Raw genomic sequence first — 17,104 nt, forward strand, 5'->3', positions numbered from 1 at the left:
TGATCACGGGAAAAGCCTATCGCCCTCGCCCCCCGAACCGTCATGGGCCGTATGCGTACAAAAGAGCGGGGGAAGTTTGACGTTATGGACAGCGACACGTGTCCTCTTGGCAAACCACCCCGCCCGGGGCAGCGTGTACGCAAGCATGGGCACAGCACGACAGACCGACCATCTGTGATCTGGGAGAGCCATGGCGAAGATCCTGATCGTGACCGGGGACGCGGCGGAGTCGCTGGAGGTGATGTACCCGTACCAGCGGCTGCTCGAGGAGGGGTACGAGGTCGACATCGCGGCCCCCGCCCGCAAGCAGCTCCGCTTCGTCGTCCACGACTTCGAGCCGGGTTACGACACGTACACGGAGAAGCCGGGCTACACCTGGCCCGCGGACCTGGCCTTCTCGGAGGTCGACCCGGGCGCGTACCTGGCGGTGGTGATCCCGGGCGGCCGGGCGCCGGAGTACCTGCGCAACGACCCGGAGCTCCGCAAGATCCTCAAGGCCTTCTTCGACGCCGACAAGCCGGTGGCCCAGATCTGCCACGGCCCGCTCCTGACGGCGGCGATCGGCGGCCTGGAGGGCCGCCGGGTCACGGCCTACCCGGCCCTGGAGCTCGACATGCAGGCGGCCGGGGCGACCTTCCAGGACAGCGCGGCCGTCGTCGACGGCCTCCTGGTCTCCTCCCGGGCCTGGCCGGACCACCCCACCTGGATGCGCGAATTCCTGAAGGTCCTCCGCGCCAAGGGCTGACGCGTGCTGTGGGCAGGCGGGTCCGCCGCCGGCTGGTCGTGGGCATACGTTCCGCCGGGTGGTTGTGCCCACCCCTGGGCCGCACCCGGCCCCTCGAGCCTGCCCACCACCGGACAGCCGCCGCCCGCGGGCACAGCCCGCAGAAAGCCCCGCCCGCAGGGGCGAAGGCCCTAGGGGTGTCTTGCCGATCAGGCCGGATCAGGGAGCGGCGTCTGGTGCCGTGCCTCGCAAGGCGGAGGAGGGAGGCAACGCGGTGGGGCACCTCCCAGCGGTAGCTGGGGGACTTTGTGGACCGACGACAACGCGGCGAGGTGCGGTGCCGATCACGCCGCGAGCCCGGCCTGATCGGCAAGACACCCCCTAGACCAGCTCCTCCGCCACGGAGACCGCCTCCTCCAGGGAGTCGACCACCGGCACCCCGACCCGCGACAACGACGCCCGACTGTGCGAACCGCCGGTGTAGAGCACCGCCCGCGCGCCCACATGCGCCGCCGCCACCGCGTCATCCGCCGCGTCACCGATGACGACGACCCGATCGGCCGGAACCCCCAGCGCCGCCAGGTGCCGCACCATGTGCCCGGACTTCCCGTCGGTGGAGGCGTCGACGCGCCCGTCCATCCGGACGAACCGCTCGGCGATCCCGTACCGCCGCACGAGCGGTATCAGCTCGGCGTGCTGCGCGAGCGACAGCAGCGACTGCGTGGCCCCGGCCTCCTGCCGCGCCGCGAGCAGCTCCGCCGCGCCGGTGGTGAGCCCGCACGACTCGGCCCGCTCCCAGTAGTGCCGATGGAAGGCCCCGTCCATGACGGTCCACTCCTCGTCCGTGGGCAGCCGCCCCATCAGCCGCTCGTAGAACTTCGGCACCGGCACCGTGTACAGCTCGCGGTACCGCTCAAGAGTGATCGAGGCGAGCCCTAGCTCGGCGAAGGCCGCGTTCGTCGCGCCGATCACCGCGTCGATGTCGTCGAGCAGTGTGCCGTTCCAGTCCCAGACCAGGTGTTTTCCGTGCTTCCCCATGAAAGGACGGTACCCGGCCCCACCGACACCGAAGACCCGGGAGGGTGTCAGCCCAGCAGCCCCGGGATCTCCTGCACCCCGAACCACAGCAGCTCGTGGTCCTCGGCCCCGTCCACGACGAACTGCGCGTCGTCGTCACCCTGGTCCGCCGCGCCGAGCGCGCCCGCCGCCGCCGTGACGTCCGCCTCGGCGTCGTCCGCGTCGGCGTGCACGGCCGCGGCCTTGGCGAGCGGTACGGCCCCGGCGATGCGGACCTCGCCGATGGAGCCGGCGTCGAGCCCGCGGTCGGGGTCGGTGGTCGCGTCCTTGTCGGCCACGTCGACGGCGACGACGATCCGGCGCCGGGGCGCCTCGGGGTCGCCGGCGAGGAGCCGCAGGGAGGCGGAGGCGGCCCGGTTGAGCGCCGCGTACTCCAGCTCCTCGATGTCGTCGGAGACGTACCACTCGCGGAGCGCGGGGGTGACGGCGTAGGCCGTCAGCGGTCCGGGGCCCAGCTCGCCCGCCTTGTGCGCCTGTGCGAGACCGGGGAGGGTCAGGGGGACGTAGACGCGCATGGCAGGCCGCTTTCGTAGACGGAGAGGCCCTCAGGATACGTGCGGAGTCCCCCTTCGGGGTGGCGGACCGGACTCGCCGTCCGTCCACCACGGACGGCCGTCCGCCGGGCCGCCGGAGAGCCGATTTTCGACCGCGTCACCCTGATAGGTGATCCGGTTTCCGGACCGCCCGGCCGCGGCGGACTCCTTGCGGGGCCTCGGAGTCCCCCCGTACAAGATCCCCAACGGAAGTTACCGACTGGTATCACTCGGTTACGCAACGACAGGGGCCTGCCATGAACGCCACGCTCACCACCACGCCCTCCCCGACCCCCCGCCCCCGCACCGGCGCGCAGGGCGGTCCGGCCGGCACGCGCCCGCGTGGCTCCGCCGGAGCGCGCCCACGCGGCGCGGCCGGCACCCACCCCCGCACCCCGACCCAGGGCGGCCCGCCCCGCACCATCCCCGGCACCGCACCCCGCGCCCTCCCGCCGCACACCGTCTTCGCCGAGCGCCTGCTCGCCGTGCTCAGCGGGGAACGGCCCGTCCACTGGATGCTCGGCCACACCGTCGGCGAGGCGTACGAGCAGCTCGTACGGCTCGCCCCGGGGACGCCCCTGCGCTCCCTCGGCCCCCGTCCGGTCCTGCGCCGCTGCTCGGTCCAGGTGCACTCCCCGCAGGCGGTGGTCGAGGCCTTCGCGACGATCGCCACCGGCGCCCGCGTGCGGGCCATGGCGTTCCGCCTGGAGCGCGGCGAGGACCAGCGCTGGCGCTGCGCCGCCGTGGAGCTGGACGGGCTCGGCGTGGCCGCCCGCCACGCATGACGAAGGGGCCGGCCGCCACCGGGCCACCGACCCCGCCGCCCATGACGAAGGGGCCGGCCGCCACCGGGCGACCGCCCCCTCCGTCACATCGGCTCAGACCCGTCCGTTCAGACGCATCGGCTCAGACGCGTCACTTCTTGCGGCGACGCCCGCCGCCCGCGTTCTTCTGCGCCTTGCGCCGCTCCGCACGGGTCAGCCCGTCGCCGGAGTCCGCGTCGTCGGAGGCGAAGTCGCCCTCGACGACACCGCCGTCCCCGTCCACGGTCGGCGCGGAGAAGTGCAGCCGGTCCGGCCGCTGCGGGGCGTCGAGCCCCTTGGCGCGGATCTCCGGGCGCCCGGCCGCGGCCGGCACCGCGTCCTCCTTGTCGAGCGAGGGCGCGCTCGCCTGCACCGGGACCTCCTCGACCTGCTGCTCGACCTGGACCTCCAGGTTGAACAGGTAGCCGACGGACTCCTCCTTGATGCCCTCCATCATGGCGGTGAACATGTCGAAGCCCTCGCGCTGGTACTCGACCAGCGGGTCCTTCTGCGCCATGGCGCGCAGGCCGATGCCCTCCTGGAGGTAGTCCATCTCGTAGAGGTGCTCGCGCCACTTGCGGTCGAGGACGGAGAGGACCACGCGCCGCTCCAGCTCGCGCATGATGTCCGAGCCGAGCTGCTTCTCACGCGCGTCGTACTGCTCGTGGATGTCGTCCTTGATGGACTCGGCGATGAACTCGGCGGTGATGCCCGCCCGGTCCCCGGCCGCGTCCTCCAGCTCGTCCACGGTGACCTTCACCGGGTAGAGCTGCTTGAAGGCGTTCCACAGGCGGTCGAGGTCCCACTCCTCCGCGAAGCCCTCGGCGGTCTCCTGGCGGATGTAGTCGTCGATCGTGTCGTCCATGAAGTGGCGGATCTGCTCGTGCAGGTCCTCGCCCTCCAGGACGCGGCGGCGCTCGCCGTAGATGACCTCACGCTGCCGGTTGAGGACCTCGTCGTACTTCAGGACGTTCTTGCGCGTCTCGAAGTTCTGGGTCTCGACCTGGGACTGGGCGGAGGCGATGGCGCGGGTGACCATCTTGTTCTCGATCGGCACGTCGTCCGGCACGTTGGCCATGGCCATCACGCGCTCGACCATCTGCGCCTTGAACAGGCGCATCAGGTCGTCGCCGAGCGAGAGGTAGAAGCGGGACTCGCCGGGGTCGCCCTGACGGCCGGAGCGGCCGCGCAGCTGGTTGTCGATACGGCGCGACTCGTGGCGCTCGGTGCCGAGGACGTACAGCCCGCCGAGCTCCTTGACCTCCTCGAACTCCGCCTTCACGGCCTTCTCGGCGCGCTCCAGGGCGCCGGGCAGGGCCGCGGCCCACTCCTCGACGTGCTCGACCGGGTCCAGGCCCGCCTGGCGCAGCTCGGCCTCGGCGAGGTCGTCCGGGTTGCCGCCGAGCTTGATGTCCGTACCGCGACCGGCCATGTTCGTGGCGACGGTGACGGCGCCGCGGCGGCCGGCCTGGGCGACGATGCTGGCCTCGCGCTCGTGGTGCTTGGCGTTGAGCACCTCGTGCTGGATGCCGCGCTTGGAGAGCTGCTGCGAGAGGTACTCGGACTTCTCGACGGAGGTCGTGCCGACGAGGATCGGCTGACCCTTCTCGTGCTTCTCCGCGATGTCGTCGACGACGGCGGCGAACTTCGCGACCTCGGTCCGGTAGATCAGGTCCGACTGGTCCTTGCGGATCATCGGCCGGTTCGTGGGGATCGGGACGACGCCGAGCTTGTAGATCTGGTGGAACTCGGCGGCCTCGGTCATGGCCGTACCGGTCATGCCGGAGAGCTTCGAGTACAGGCGGAAGAAGTTCTGGAGGGTGATCGTGGCGAGCGTCTGGTTCTCGTCCTTGATCTGCACCCCTTCCTTCGCCTCGATCGCCTGGTGCATGCCCTCGTTGTAGCGGCGACCGGCGAGGATACGGCCGGTGTGCTCGTCGACGATCATGACTTCGCCGTCCATGACGACGTAGTCCTTGTCCTTCTTGAACAGTTCCTTCGCCTTGATGGCGTTGTTCAGGTAACCGACGAGCGGGGTGTTCACCGACTCGTAGAGGTTGTCGATGCCCAGCCAGTCCTCGACCTTGGCGACGCCCGCCTCGTGGATGGCGACGGTGCGCTTCTTCTCGTCGACCTCGTAGTCGCCGGTCTCCTCGATGCCCTTGAGCGGGTTGCCGGGCTCGCCCTTGCCGAGGCGGGTGACGAGCTTGGCGAAGTCGCCGTACCACTTGGTCGCCTGGTCGGCGGGGCCGGAGATGATCAGCGGCGTACGGGCCTCGTCGACGAGGATGGAGTCGACCTCGTCGACACAGGCGAAGTTGTGGCCGCGCTGGACGAGCTCGTCCTGGGACCACGCCATGTTGTCGCGCAGGTAGTCGAAGCCGAACTCGTTGTTCGTGCCGTACGTGATGTCGCAGCCGTACTGCTCACGGCGCTGGGCCGGCGTCATGTTGGCGAGGATGCAGCCGACGGTCAGGCCGAGGAACTTGTGCACCCGGCCCATGAGCTCGGAGTCGCGCTCGGCCAGGTAGTCGTTGACCGTGATCAGGTGCACGCCCTTGCCGGAGAGCGCGTTGAGGTACGCCGGGAGGGTGCCGACGAGGGTCTTGCCCTCACCGGTCTTCATCTCGGCGACGTGGCCGAGGTGGAGGGCGGCGCCGCCCATCAGCTGGACGTCGTAGTGGCGCTGACCGAGGACGCGCTTGGCGGCCTCGCGGACGGTCGCGAAGGCCTCGGGCATCAGGTCGTCGAGGCTCTCGCCGTCGGCGTACCGCTGCTTGTACTCCTCGGTGAGCGCCCGCAGGTCGGCGTCGGAGAGGTTGACGAAGTCCTCTTCGATGGAGTTGACCTGGTCCGCGATGCGGTGCAGTTTGCGCAGGATCTTGCCTTCGCCTGCACGCATGAGCTTGTTGAAGACGGACACTGAGGCTGGTCTCCTTGCCGGTCGGGCCTGGCACTGGGTCTTGTGATGGACGCGAGCGCGGGCACGGCAGGTGGTCCCCACCGCAACGGCCATCGTAAGCGAGACCGCCCTCGCACAGGGAGGCCCGCAGTGCCGGAGCCGTACGTCCGCCCGTAAAGAGAACGCACGAGGTGGGCGGAAGGTGCCGCCCCATCCGAAAAGTGTTCGCTTCCGGTCCGCGAGGTCACCACAATCCCGGCATGGATCCCATCACCCTCACCACCGACCGGCTGCGGCTGCGGAACTTCGTCCCGGAGGACGTCGACGCGGTGTACGCCGTCTGCCAGGACCCCGAAATCCGCCGCTGGACGACCGTCCCGGACCCCTACCGTCGTGAGGACGCCGAGTTCTTCGTGCACCGGCTGGTCCCTGACGGCTGGCGCGAGGACACCGAGTACACCTTCGCCGCGGAGCCCGTGGAGGGCGGCCCGCTGCTCGCCGCGGCCACCCTGAGCAGTCGCGGCCAGGGCGTCTGGGAGATCGGCTTCTGGCTGGCGAAGGAGCATCGCGGCGCCGGCCACATGACGGAGATCGTCCGCGCCCTGGCCCACTGGGCCTTCACCGGGCTCGGCTGCACCCGCCTGGTCTGGCGCGCCGAGGTCGGCAACGCCGCTTCGCGCGCGGTGGCCGAGCGGGCCGGCTTCGTCGTCGAGGGCACCCAGCGCGCCGCCCTGGCCAACAAGGGCACGCTCCGGGACGCCTGGATCGGCGCCCTCCTCCCCTCCGACTTCGGCCTGCCGAGCCCCCTGCCGTATCTGCCCGCCCCCGAGCGCCCGGCCGGGGCGGCGTGACTGTCGGTGCCGGGGCCTAGGGTGCGGTCCATGACGACTGCGCCGCGCCCCGCCGCCGAACTGTCCGCCGACGAAGCCCGCAGGATCGCCCTGCGCGCCCAGGGGTTCCTGGGCGCGCCGGACCGCCGGGCCGGGGTGCGCGGGGTCCTCCGGTCGCTCGGTCAGGTCCAGCTCGACACCATCTCGGTCCTCGCCCGCTCGCACGAGCTCATTCCGTACGCACGCCTGGGCGCCGTGGGCCGGACGACGGTGGAGGACGCGTACTGGTCGGGGGCCCACGCCTTCGAGTACTGGTCGCACGCCGCGTGCGTGCTGCCCGTCGAGGAGTGGCCGCACTTCGCCTTCCGCAGGCGCGCCTACCGCGACCGCCCGCACTGGGGCCATGAGTTGTCGGCCGGGGCGTACGACAAGGTGATCGACCAGCTGCGCGACGAGGGGCCGCTGACGGCGACGCAGCTGGGCGGCGCGAAGAACAAGGGCGAGTGGTGGGACTGGTCCGACTCCAAGATCGCCGTGGAGCGGGCGCTGATGTACGGCGAGGTGGTCGTCACGGAGCGGCGCGGCTGGAAGCGGGTGTACGACCTGGCCGAGCGGGCGATCCCGCAGGCGCTGCGCCACGACGACCTGGACGACGCCGAGTGTGTGCGGCGCCTGGTGCGGCAGGCGGGCGAAGCCCTCGGCGTGGGCACGCGCGCGGACATCGCCGACTACCACCGGATCAAGGGCGAGCAGTTCGACGCGGTGGTGGAGGCGGCGGGCCTGGTGCCGGTGACGGTGGCTGGCTGGGGGAAGCCCGCCTGGGCGGATCCGGCGGCGCTGGCGGCCGAGCCGCGCGGCCGGCACCGGACGACGCTCCTTTCGCCGTTCGACTCGCTGATCTGGGAGCGGGCCCGCACGGAGCGGATCTTCGGCTTCACGCACCGCCTGGAGGCGTACGTGCCGAAGCAGAAGCGGGTCCACGGCTACTTCGCGATGCCGGTGCTCGCGGGGGGCCGTCTGGTCGGCCGGGTGGACCCGGCGCGGGAGGGCAGGACGCTCGTCGCCCGCCAGGTGACGCTCGACGGCCCCAAGGCCGTGCCGGCGGTGGCACGGGCGCTGCGCGAGGCGGCCGAATGGGTGGGCTGCGACGCGGTGACGGTGGAGCGGGTGGACCGCCCGGAACTGGCGAAGGACCTGGTGGCGGCGCTGGGCTGAGGGGTCCGGGGCCTCAGCGGATCTCGAGGATCTTCTCCCGCATCGCGTACACCACGGCTTCCATCCGGGAGTGCAGCTGCAGCTTCTCCAGGATGTTCCGGACGTGGTTCTTCACCGTGTTCTCGGAGATGAACAGCTCCTTGGCGATGTCCCGGTTGTTCATCCCGGTCGCGACGAGCTTGAGGACCTCCAGCTCGCGGTCGGTCAGCCGGGGCGCGGGCACGAGCCTGCGCTCGTCGGTGCGCTGGATCATCGACTTGAACTCGGTCAGGAGCTTGGACGCCATCGAGGGGCTGATCTGCGACTGCCCGTCGGCGACCGCGCGGATCGCGGTGGCGACCTCGTCGGTGGAGATCTCCTTGAGGAGGTAGCCGGTGGCCCCCGCCTTGATCGCGTCGTAGAGGTCGGCCTCCTCGTCGCTGATCGTCAGCATGATGATCTTCGCGCTGGGGGCCACCTCCTTGATGGAGGTGCACGCCTCGATGCCGCCGCGCCGGGGCATCCGTACGTCCATCAGGACGATGTCGGGCAGCAGATCGGCGGCCTTGTCGACGGCCTCGGCGCCGTCACCGGCCTCGCCGACGACCTGGATGTCCTCCTCCTGGGCGAGGACGATCTCGAGCCCGCGACGGAAGAGGGCGTGGTCGTCCACGACAAGGACCCGGATCGGCTCCTTGCGGCACGCGTCGCTGTCCGAATCCGATCCCTCCGGGACCACCCCACCGTGCTCGCGCCCGCTGAGCACCGGCCCGAAGCTGTCCGCCATCGTTCCTCCCCCTGAAGGCCGTGGCCTGAATTCGTTTCCGGTCCTCCAACCTGTGCCCGATCGGCACCGGTTGGCGTGCACGCCATGATTTCACGTCCGGGCGACGACGGGGTGATCCGCGGACGCACGGGGGTGCCCCTGGGGGCGCGAAACGCGCTCCAGGGGCACCGAGAAGGACACCTCAGTTCGGAGGCGGTACGGGGCGGCGGCGGGTCAGCCGCCGAGCGCACCGCCGGCGCCGCCGCCCTCGGCGAGCGGGTCGCTCTCCAGGTGGATGACGCCGTAGTCGTACGCGTGTCGTCGGTAGACGACGCTCGGCTGCTTGGTGTCGGAGTCGACGAAGAGGTAGAAGTCGTGCCCGACCAGCTCCATCTCGTAGAGCGCCTGGTCGAGCGTCATCGGTGCGGCCCGGTGGGTCTTCTCGCGGACCACGAGCGGGCCTTCGCCCTGGACCTCGATGGAGCCCATCATCGTGGTGGGCACCTTGTCGGTCTCGTCTACGGCGAGCTGGCCGTCTCCGTTGAGCTGGGCGGCGCCGGGCACCACGTCCCCGACCTCCGCCGCGGACAGCCGGCCGTTGCCTCGGCGGGTGTACCGCTTGTCGTGCTGCTTGCGCAGTCGCGCCTCGAGCTTGTCGCTGGCGAGGTCGAGCGCTGCGTAGGCGTCCGCTGCCGCAGCTTCCGCCCGGATCACCGGGCCTCGGGAGTGGAGGGTGATCTCCACGCGGTCGGACCGGTCGGCCTGCCGCGGGTTGTGCTCCTTGGACACCTCGACGTCGAGGCTGATCACCTTGCCGTCGAGCTTCTGGATCTTCTCCAGCTTCAGCTTCTCGGCCACGTGCTTGCGGAACCGCTCGGGCACCTCGGTCTTGCGGCCCTTGACGACGATGTCCACGCAGAACTCCGTTCCCGGATCGCCCTGGTCGGCTCCTTGGCCGCCGGGCATCTCCCTTTGCACCAGACTCCGGTGGTCACCGGAGCTCGGACTTGGCGACTTCGCCCTCCTCCTCCCCAGTCGACAAGATCCCCACCCCATCGACAAGAGGTTAATTCGCCCTGAACTCCTGTCCTGTAGGCGCAACCATGTATTCGGTGAGGCGATGGCGTTCGCCATCCCTCATAACCGAACATAGCCCCTTCGGACGGGTGTCGGCACCCGCTACTGCGACATACCTCCGTTCGGGTGCTCTCACCTCTCACCACCTGCAACGATCCAAGTTTCCGGCGAGTTCCGGTTTATTTCGAACGAGGCGGGAGAGGATGCGATTACAGCCGCCGCGCGCTGTTCGATTTCGCGCTGCGCCGAACCGGCCGGTAAGCCGTGCGGTATTCCAGGAATGAACGGAAGATGCACGGCCCCGAGGGCCCGCGCCGCCTCCGCGAGCGAAGCGCCCGTGGTCATCAGGTCGTCCACGAGAATCACCTTTCCCGCCGTCAGCAGCCGCGCGCCGCCCGGCACGACCTCCAGCGCCCCCGACAGGTTCGCGAGCCGTCCGCGCGCTCCGAGCCCCGCCTGGTCCGCCACGTACCGCCGCTGCCGCAGCACGGGCACGACCCGCGCCGGCCTCCCCGTCCGCCGCAGCCGGGCCGCCGCGGCCAGCGCGATCCGCCGCGTCGGATCATGGCCACGCGCCCGTACGGAACGCCGCGAGGACGGCACCGGTACGAGGAGCAGCGGGCCGCCCGCGGACCCCTCCCCGGGCCCGGCAGCGGCCTCCACGGCCCCGGCGAGCGCGCCGCCCAGCGGCCCGGCCAGGGTCAGCGCCCCGCGTTCCTTGTGGGCGATGAGCAGCTCCCGTACGGCGTCGGCGTACGGCGCGGCGGCGTGGACCAGGGGCAGCCCGGCGGGCTCGGGTGCGGGCCGCACCCTGCGCGGTCCCGTCCCGGCCAGCGCGTCGGCGCAGCCCGGGCACAACTCCGTCCGCGGTCTGCCGCAGCCTCCGCAGGCGACCGGCAGCACCAGCCCGGCGATCTCGCGCCACCACCCCCGCATGGCTCCACTGTGCGCCTCAGAACGCCGCCCGGCCACCCCTGTGGAAAACCCGCCAGGACCCCCGAAGTACGTCAGGTGCGCCCGGCACCGGGAGGCCCGGGGCCCGGCCTCGCCTCGCCTCGCCTCGCCTCGCCGGAAAGGGCCCGCTGATCGGCGAGACACCCCTAGCCGGGGTAGACCGGCGAGAGCCCCTTCTTGGCCATCGGCTGCCAGTTCGTCCCCGGCACCAGGCGCACGATCCCATCGGCTCCGGAGTCCGCCACCACCGGCACCGAGTCCTTGTGCGGGGCGGCCACCGAGGTCACCCCGTTCAGACCGGGCAGCACCGAGGTCGTCGAGGTCGAGCCGTCGGTCTGGAGGTAGCGGATCTGCTGGACGCCGCCCGCCTCCTTGCCGACCACGACGAGCCGGCTCGGCCCCGCCCAGGAGACGGCCGTGACCGATTCCATCCGGGGCGCGGCGGGCTGCAGGTCCAGGACGGAGACGACGGGCTCCTCGCTCGCCGTCTGCCGCTGGATCCGGCCGATCTGCAGGGTCGTGCGCTCGCCCCGGGTGATCACCAGGGCGATGCGTACCCCGTCCGCGGAGACCCGCAGCGACTCGATGCGGGCGTCGTCGCCCAGCCACGGCGTACGGACCTTGACGGGGTGACCGGTGCCGTCCGGCACCATCCACAGCTGGGGCGCCGCGGGGTCCCGGTCCGCGACCCACAGATCGCCCCTGCCGTCCCAGCTGGGCGCGGAGAGACGGTCGGCCGGCCGGACGGCCCGGCTGGTCAGGACCGGCGGGAGCGGGTCCTGCTCCGTGGTGATCGAGGAGACGAGGAGCTCGCGGCCGGCCTCCCCGACCCCGGCGGCCCGGGTCTCGCCCCGGTCGACGGCGACCGAGCGGAGCGGCACCGTGCCCTTGCCGAACGGCCCCGGCACCTCGACCGGCGCGTTCGCCTCCTTGCCGCCGACCAGGAGCATCATCAGCTTGCCGTGCTCGTCGACGAAGTACGGGTGCTCCTCGCGGTCGGTGTTCCGCACCGCCGCGAACTCGACCGCCTGCCCCTTGCCCAGCCGGCACAGCGACTGCCCGCCCGACCCCAGGAGCTCCACCTGCTCGACCCGTACGGAGGTCAGGTCACCGAGCGTGAACAGCAGCTGCGCCGCCATCCGCCGGCACGCCTCGCCCCCGGCCCGGTCCGCCTTGCGGTTGAGCGGCACCCTCAGCGTCGACTGGTCGTCCGTGGTCAGGGTGGTGACGCCGGCCTTCAGCTCCGTACCGGAGGGGAACTGCGAGTCGACGGCCGGCTTCAGCCAGTTCGTCGGCCCTTCGAGGAGCGCCTTGACCGTCTGCGTCACCGGATCCATCCGGGTGACGGGGTCCTGCCGCTGCCGGATGTAGACGGGGTCGGCGACGACCCAGTCCTCCCCGGAGGCGAAGTAGTACTTGTTGACCGAGCGGTAATTGCGGAGGAAGTCGGCCTCTCCGAGGACCAGACCGGGCGGGAGGCTGTCGATGCGCCACTCCTTGCCCTTGCCGTTGGCCGTCGACTGCTGCACGACGTGGATCGACTGCAGGTACTCGGCGGGGCTGTTCGGCTGGTAGGCGTGGCGGGCGTCCACGGTCGCGATCTTGCGGCCGGAGAGCGGGAAGGCGCGGCCCTGGTTGTCGGGGTCGGCGTTGCGGTCGGCCTGATCGCGGTTGGGCGCGGTGGTGAGCACGGTGATGCTCTGCTCCGGCTTCCAGCTCTGCGCGGCCTTCTTCGTGAGGTATTTGCGCGCGGTGGCGAAGCCGGGGTCGTCACTGGTCATGGCTTCCAGGAAGCCGTCGACGATCTCGTCGGGATCCGCGCTGTCCCGCGGGGCGACGGCGTAGACCCGTACCTGCGAGTCGCCGGTGCCGGCCCCCTTCACCGGCTGTACGTCCCCGCTGTCGGGCATCGTCGCGCAGCCGGTCACCAGGAGCCCGCCGCATGCGGCGAGCACCATCGCGCGTGTACTCCGTCCCCGCCCCGCGTGCTCCGCTCGGGAGTCAGCGCCCACGTGTCCCGTCCTCCCGCTCCAGTTGCCCGTTCCCACCGGCCGTCGCCGGTCCCGCCCCGCCGCCGTCGCCGTCCGTCGCCGCGCGCGCCACGACCCTGGCGCCGCTGCCGGGCAGCGCCGTCGGATCCACGGTCGCCCGCGGCGGCGCGGGCAGCCTCGGCGGTACGGGGAGCGTCTGCCGGTCCCCCACGGACTGCGCCGGCACCGCGGTGAGCCGGCCGCTCTCCTGGTCGCGTCCGGCGGCGGCCTGCTCGCGGTTGCGCCGTGAGTCCTCGGGCTCCAGGGGTATCGGGGAGCCCCGCAGCGGCTCGTCCGCGGTCCGCGGCAGGGTGAGCCGGAACTGCGAACCGCCGCCCGGCTCGCCCCAGGCCTGCAGCCAGCCGCCGTGCAGCCGCGCGTCCTCGACGGCGATCGACAGGCCGAGGCCCGTGCCGCCGGTGGTGCGCGCCCGCGCGGGGTCGGCCCGCCAGAAGCGGTTGAAGACCCGGGTGGCCTCGCCCGGCTTGAGTCCGACGCCGTAGTCGCGGACGGCGACGGCGACGGCTCCGCCGGCGGCGGCGAGCTTCACGACCACGTCCCGGCCCTCGCCGTGCTCGACGGCGTTGACGACGAGGTTGCGCAGCACCCGCTCGACCCGGCGGGCGTCCGCCTCGGCCACCACGGGCTGCTGGTCGCCGACGACCACGATCCGGGTGCCCTTGCGCTCGGCGAGGGGTTCGGCTCCGCCGATGACCCGGCGGACGACCTGACGCAGGTCTATCGGCTCGGCCTCCAGGGCCGCCGCGCCCGCGTCGAAGCGGCTGATCTCCAGGAGGTCGGAGAGCAGCGACTCGAAGCGGTCGAGCTGGTCGCCGAGGAGCTCGGCGGAGCGGGCGGTGACGGGGTCGAAGTCGACGCGGGCGTCGTGGATGACGTCGGCGGCCATCCGGACCGTGGTCAACGGGGTCCGCAGCTCGTGCGAGACGTCGGAGACGAACCGCCGCTGCATCCGCGACAGCTCCTCCAGCTGCTGGATCTTCAGCTGGAGGTTGGTGGCCATCTTGTTGAAGGCCTCGCCGAGCCGTGCGATGTCGTCCTCGCCGGTGACCTTCATGCGTTCCTGGAGGCGGCCGGCGGAGAGCCGTTCGGCGATCCCGGCGGCCATCCGCACGGGCGTGACGACCTGGCGCACCATGAGCCAGGCGATGGCGCCGAGCAGGACGACGACGAAGAGCCCGGCGGTCGCCAGGGTGCCCTTGACCAGGGTGAGGGAGTCCTCCTCCTGGGTCAGCGGGAAGAGGTAGTACAGCTCGTACTGGTCGCCGTCGGCATCGTTCAGCCGCTTGCCGATCACCAGGCCCGGCTCGGACGCCTTGCCGCTGGTGTAGTGGATGCGCGTGAACTTCTGGAACGTTCCGGCGCCCTGGGCGACCCAGTGCCGCAGGTCGGCGGGGATGCTCGTGGTCGGGTCGACCTCGCCGGAGGCGCGGGCGCCGCGGCTCGCGGTGTCACCGGTGTCGAGGGAGAGCGCCACCACGTTGAAGGCGCTCTGTCCACCGCTGGCGAGCTGCTCGACGAGCGTGGAGCGCCAGTTCACGGAGGCGCCCGCACGGACGCCGTCCTGCTGTACGGGCGCCGAGGGGGTGGTCGCCGCCCGGTCCTGGGCGGCGGAGAACCCTCCGGCGGCCTGGCTCTGGGCGGCCTTCTCCTTGGCGTCGAGCAGACCGTTGCGGACCTGCCCGATGACGACGAGGCCGAGCAGCAGCACCACTCCGAGGGACATCAGCAGGGTGCCCGCCACGATCCGCAGCTGGATGTTCCGCCGCCACAGCCGTACGGCGGGCAGCAGCGGGCGGCGGACCCAGCGCGCGAAGAGCCGGAAGACCGGTCCGCCCCGCGCCCCGTCCTGGAGCAGCCGTCCGCCTCGCAGCAGACGGCCGAATCGCGAGCCCCCCCGCCCCGGTCCGGCAGTCCGCCCCGTACGGACTCCCGGGTCCCCGGGCTTCGGAGCAGTACTGCCTGTGCTCATGTCAGCTCGGTCCCGCCTTGTAACCGACACCGCGGACGGTCACCACGATCTCCGGGCGCTCGGGGTCCTTCTCGACCTTCGAGCGCAGCCGCTGGACGTGCACGTTCACCAGCCGGGTGTCGGCCGCGTGCCGGTAGCCCCAGACCTGCTCGAGCAGGACCTCACGGGTGAAGACCTGCCACGGCTTGCGCGCCAGCGCGACCAGCAGGTCGAACTCCAGCGGCGTCAGGGCGATGGACTGGCCGTCCCGCTTCACGGAGTGCCCGGCCACGTCGATGACCAGGTCCCCGATGGTGAGCTGCTCGGGAGCAGGCTCCTCGGACCTCCGCAGCCGCGCCCGGATACGGGCGACGAGCTCCTTCGGCTTGAACGGCTTCACGATGTAGTCGTCGGCGCCGGACTCCAGGCCCACGACCACGTCGACGGTGTCGCTCTTGGCCGTGAGCATGACGATCGGCACGCCGGACTCGGCCCTGATGAGCCGGCACACCTCGATGCCGTCCCTGCCGGGCAGCATCAGATCCAGCAGTACCAGGTCGGGCTTGGCCTCTCTGAAAGCGGCAAGCGCCTTGTCACCGTCCGCGACGAACGACGGCTCGAACCCTTCACCCCGCAGCACGATGCCGAGCATCTCGGCCAGTGCGGTGTCGTCGTCGACGACAAGAACGCGTCCCTTCATATCGACATCATCCCATTAGCCAATCGTTACCTGCCGTGACCTGTCCCACAGCGCCTCCCCCAGCCCGGGCCGCGCTCTCGTGGACGGCGGCCCGCTCGGCCCGGCGGCGCACGGTTCGCGCGACCTTCTCGGGCATCCGCACAGTGTGCCGTCTGCCGCTCGCACAATGAAGGTCCGGACAAAGGTACGAACGAGATGCGGGCTCCGGCCCACGGGCGGGCCCCGCGTGGCACGATGGCACCCGGCCCGCCGCCGAGTCAGGTGTCGGCCGCCGTGACCGAGCCGGTTCGCCGATCCGGCACCGCGACCATTCCTCCGAGGTGGACGACCGTGAACGACACTCCGGGCTGGACCTCGCCCGGATCCGCCCCCTCCGACGGCCAGGACGGCTCGGGGGTCTCCGGGCCCTCCACCCCGGCCGACGCGGACGGCTCCGCCGCCCAGTGGTCCAAGGAGCAGCCGCCCGCCGGCCAGTGGTCGCCGCCGACCGACCGGACCCCGCCGCCCGCACCGGGCCCGAACTGGGGCACCCCGCCCCCGAACGTCAACTGGGGCAGGCCTCCGGCCGCGAAGCCCGGCGTCGTCCCGCTGCGCCCGCTGGGCACGGGCGAGATCCTCGACGGCGCGACGAAGATCCTCCGCACCTACTGGCGCACGGTCCTCGCGATCACGGTCACGGTCGCGGTGATCTCCGAGATCGCCAACATCCTGGCCCAGCGGTACCTCGTGCCGGCGGCCCCGGAGATCAACCCGGACGCCACGCCCGCCGAGCAGATCGAGCAGTCCCTCGACTCGGTGCAGTCGTCCCTGATCGGCCTGGGCCCGGCCCTCCTCGTCACGATGATGGCGTCGCTCGTGAGCGCCGCCCTGCTGACCGTCGTCATCAGCCGCGCGGTCCTCGGCCGCCCGGTCTCGCTGGGCTCCGCCTGGCGGGAGGCCCGCCCGCGGCTGCTCCAGCTGCTCGGCCTGACGCTGTTGCTCGCGGTGATGACCGTCGTCGTCGTGAGCGTCGGCCTGCTCCCCGGGCTCCTGATCGGCGGCGCCGCGGGAGTGGCCCTGACCTTCCTCGGCGGTCTCGGCGCCATGGTGGCGGTCGTCTGGCTGACGATCCGCTTCAGCCTCTCCTCCCCCGCCCTGATGCTGGAGCGCCGCGGGGTCGTCCAGGCGCTGAAGCGCTCGGCGAAGCTGGTGCAGGGCGCGTGGTGGCGAATCTTCGGCATCACGCTGCTCGCCCAGCTGCTGATCTTCCTCTTCACCATGATCGTCTCGATCCCGTTCCTCGCCGTCGGCATCGTCGCCGACGGCCACGACCTCCCCGGCCTGCTCTCCGGCAACTCCACCACCTTCGGCTGGCCGTTCCTGATCGTCACGGGCATCGGCGGCGTGATCACCAGCGCGATCACGTACCCGATCTCGGCCGGTGTGACCGTCCTCCTCTACGTGGACCAGCGCATCCGCCGCGAAGCCCTGGACCTCGAACTGGCCCGGGCCGCAGGCCTCCCCGGCTACGACCCGACGCCGGGCACCCACACCGTCGGGGGCTGA

Annotated in this window: 14 protein-coding genes; 5 read left to right on the forward strand and 9 right to left on the reverse strand. The window is 71.7% G+C overall.

The window, feature by feature from the left end; translation table 11 throughout:
• The first annotated feature begins 190 nt into the window (after positions 1-190).
• On the forward strand, positions 191-745 hold the full coding sequence (locus tag ACN9M0_RS13455; protein WP_366036600.1) for a DJ-1/PfpI family protein: 555 nt from the start codon (positions 191-193) through the stop codon (positions 743-745).
• Between the two features lie 360 nt (positions 746-1,105).
• Here the strand turns inward: ACN9M0_RS13455 and ACN9M0_RS13460 are convergent, their stop codons facing one another.
• Positions 1,106-1,762 (reverse strand): HAD family hydrolase, encoded by a 657-nt coding sequence (locus ACN9M0_RS13460; protein ID WP_366036599.1) that lies wholly within the window; start codon positions 1,760-1,762, stop codon positions 1,106-1,108.
• Between the two features lie 47 nt (positions 1,763-1,809).
• The gene (locus ACN9M0_RS13465; protein WP_366036598.1) at positions 1,810-2,316 is read right to left on the reverse strand and encodes a DUF6912 family protein; all 507 of its coding nucleotides are present in this window, start codon (positions 2,314-2,316) and stop codon (positions 1,810-1,812) included.
• 275 nt (positions 2,317-2,591) lie between these two features.
• Between ACN9M0_RS13465 and ACN9M0_RS13470 the strand changes: the two genes are divergently transcribed.
• Entirely contained in the window at positions 2,592-3,119 is a 528-nt protein-coding gene (locus tag ACN9M0_RS13470) for an Rv3235 family protein (RefSeq protein ID WP_366036597.1), read from the forward strand.
• 130 nt (positions 3,120-3,249) lie between these two features.
• On the opposite strand, the gene secA is transcribed toward ACN9M0_RS13470, so the two are convergent.
• A complete protein-coding gene (secA, locus tag ACN9M0_RS13475; RefSeq protein WP_366036595.1) occupies positions 3,250-6,060 on the reverse strand; it encodes a preprotein translocase subunit SecA in 2,811 nt (936 codons plus the stop codon).
• Positions 6,061-6,299: 239 nt separating this feature from the next.
• On the opposite strand from secA, the gene ACN9M0_RS13480 reads away from it, so the two are divergent.
• Both ACN9M0_RS13480 and ACN9M0_RS13485 read left to right on the forward strand, forming a co-directional pair.
• A complete protein-coding gene (locus ACN9M0_RS13480) occupies positions 6,300-6,890 on the forward strand; it encodes a GNAT family N-acetyltransferase (RefSeq protein WP_426403653.1) in 591 nt (196 codons plus the stop codon).
• Between the two features lie 30 nt (positions 6,891-6,920).
• Positions 6,921-8,084 carry a winged helix-turn-helix domain-containing protein gene (locus ACN9M0_RS13485; RefSeq protein WP_366036592.1) on the forward strand — a complete coding sequence of 388 codons (1,164 nt, stop codon included), beginning with the start codon at positions 6,921-6,923 and terminating at the stop codon, positions 8,082-8,084.
• A gap of 13 nt (positions 8,085-8,097) precedes the next feature.
• Here the strand turns inward: ACN9M0_RS13485 and ACN9M0_RS13490 are convergent, their stop codons facing one another.
• The 6 genes from ACN9M0_RS13490 to mtrA form a co-directional block, all read right to left on the reverse strand.
• Entirely contained in the window at positions 8,098-8,850 is a 753-nt protein-coding gene (locus tag ACN9M0_RS13490) for a response regulator transcription factor (protein WP_366036591.1), read from the reverse strand.
• A 213-nt stretch (positions 8,851-9,063) separates the two neighbouring features.
• Entirely contained in the window at positions 9,064-9,744 is a 681-nt protein-coding gene (hpf, locus tag ACN9M0_RS13495) for a ribosome hibernation-promoting factor, HPF/YfiA family (protein ID WP_399699263.1), read from the reverse strand.
• A gap of 294 nt (positions 9,745-10,038) precedes the next feature.
• Positions 10,039-10,842, reverse strand: a complete 804-nt coding sequence (locus ACN9M0_RS13500) for a ComF family protein (RefSeq protein ID WP_426403654.1) — start codon at positions 10,840-10,842, stop codon at positions 10,039-10,041.
• Between the two features lie 164 nt (positions 10,843-11,006).
• A complete protein-coding gene (locus tag ACN9M0_RS13505) occupies positions 11,007-12,818 on the reverse strand; it encodes an LpqB family beta-propeller domain-containing protein (RefSeq protein WP_426403655.1) in 1,812 nt (603 codons plus the stop codon).
• Between the two features lie 43 nt (positions 12,819-12,861).
• The gene (gene mtrB / locus ACN9M0_RS13510; RefSeq protein ID WP_426403656.1) at positions 12,862-14,880 is read right to left on the reverse strand and encodes an MtrAB system histidine kinase MtrB; all 2,019 of its coding nucleotides are present in this window, start codon (positions 14,878-14,880) and stop codon (positions 12,862-12,864) included.
• A 1-nt stretch (position 14,881) separates the two neighbouring features.
• Complete coding sequence (mtrA, locus tag ACN9M0_RS13515) at positions 14,882-15,559, reverse strand: two-component system response regulator MtrA (RefSeq protein ID WP_010356958.1); 678 nt, start codon at positions 15,557-15,559, stop codon at positions 14,882-14,884.
• A 330-nt stretch (positions 15,560-15,889) separates the two neighbouring features.
• On the opposite strand from mtrA, the gene ACN9M0_RS13520 reads away from it, so the two are divergent.
• On the forward strand, positions 15,890-17,104 hold the full coding sequence (locus ACN9M0_RS13520; RefSeq protein WP_366036586.1) for a DUF7544 domain-containing protein: 1,215 nt from the start codon (positions 15,890-15,892) through the stop codon (positions 17,102-17,104).

Source organism: Streptomyces sp. R-07 (genome assembly GCF_049913175.1).
Classification (GTDB): domain Bacteria; phylum Actinomycetota; class Actinomycetes; order Streptomycetales; family Streptomycetaceae; genus Streptomyces.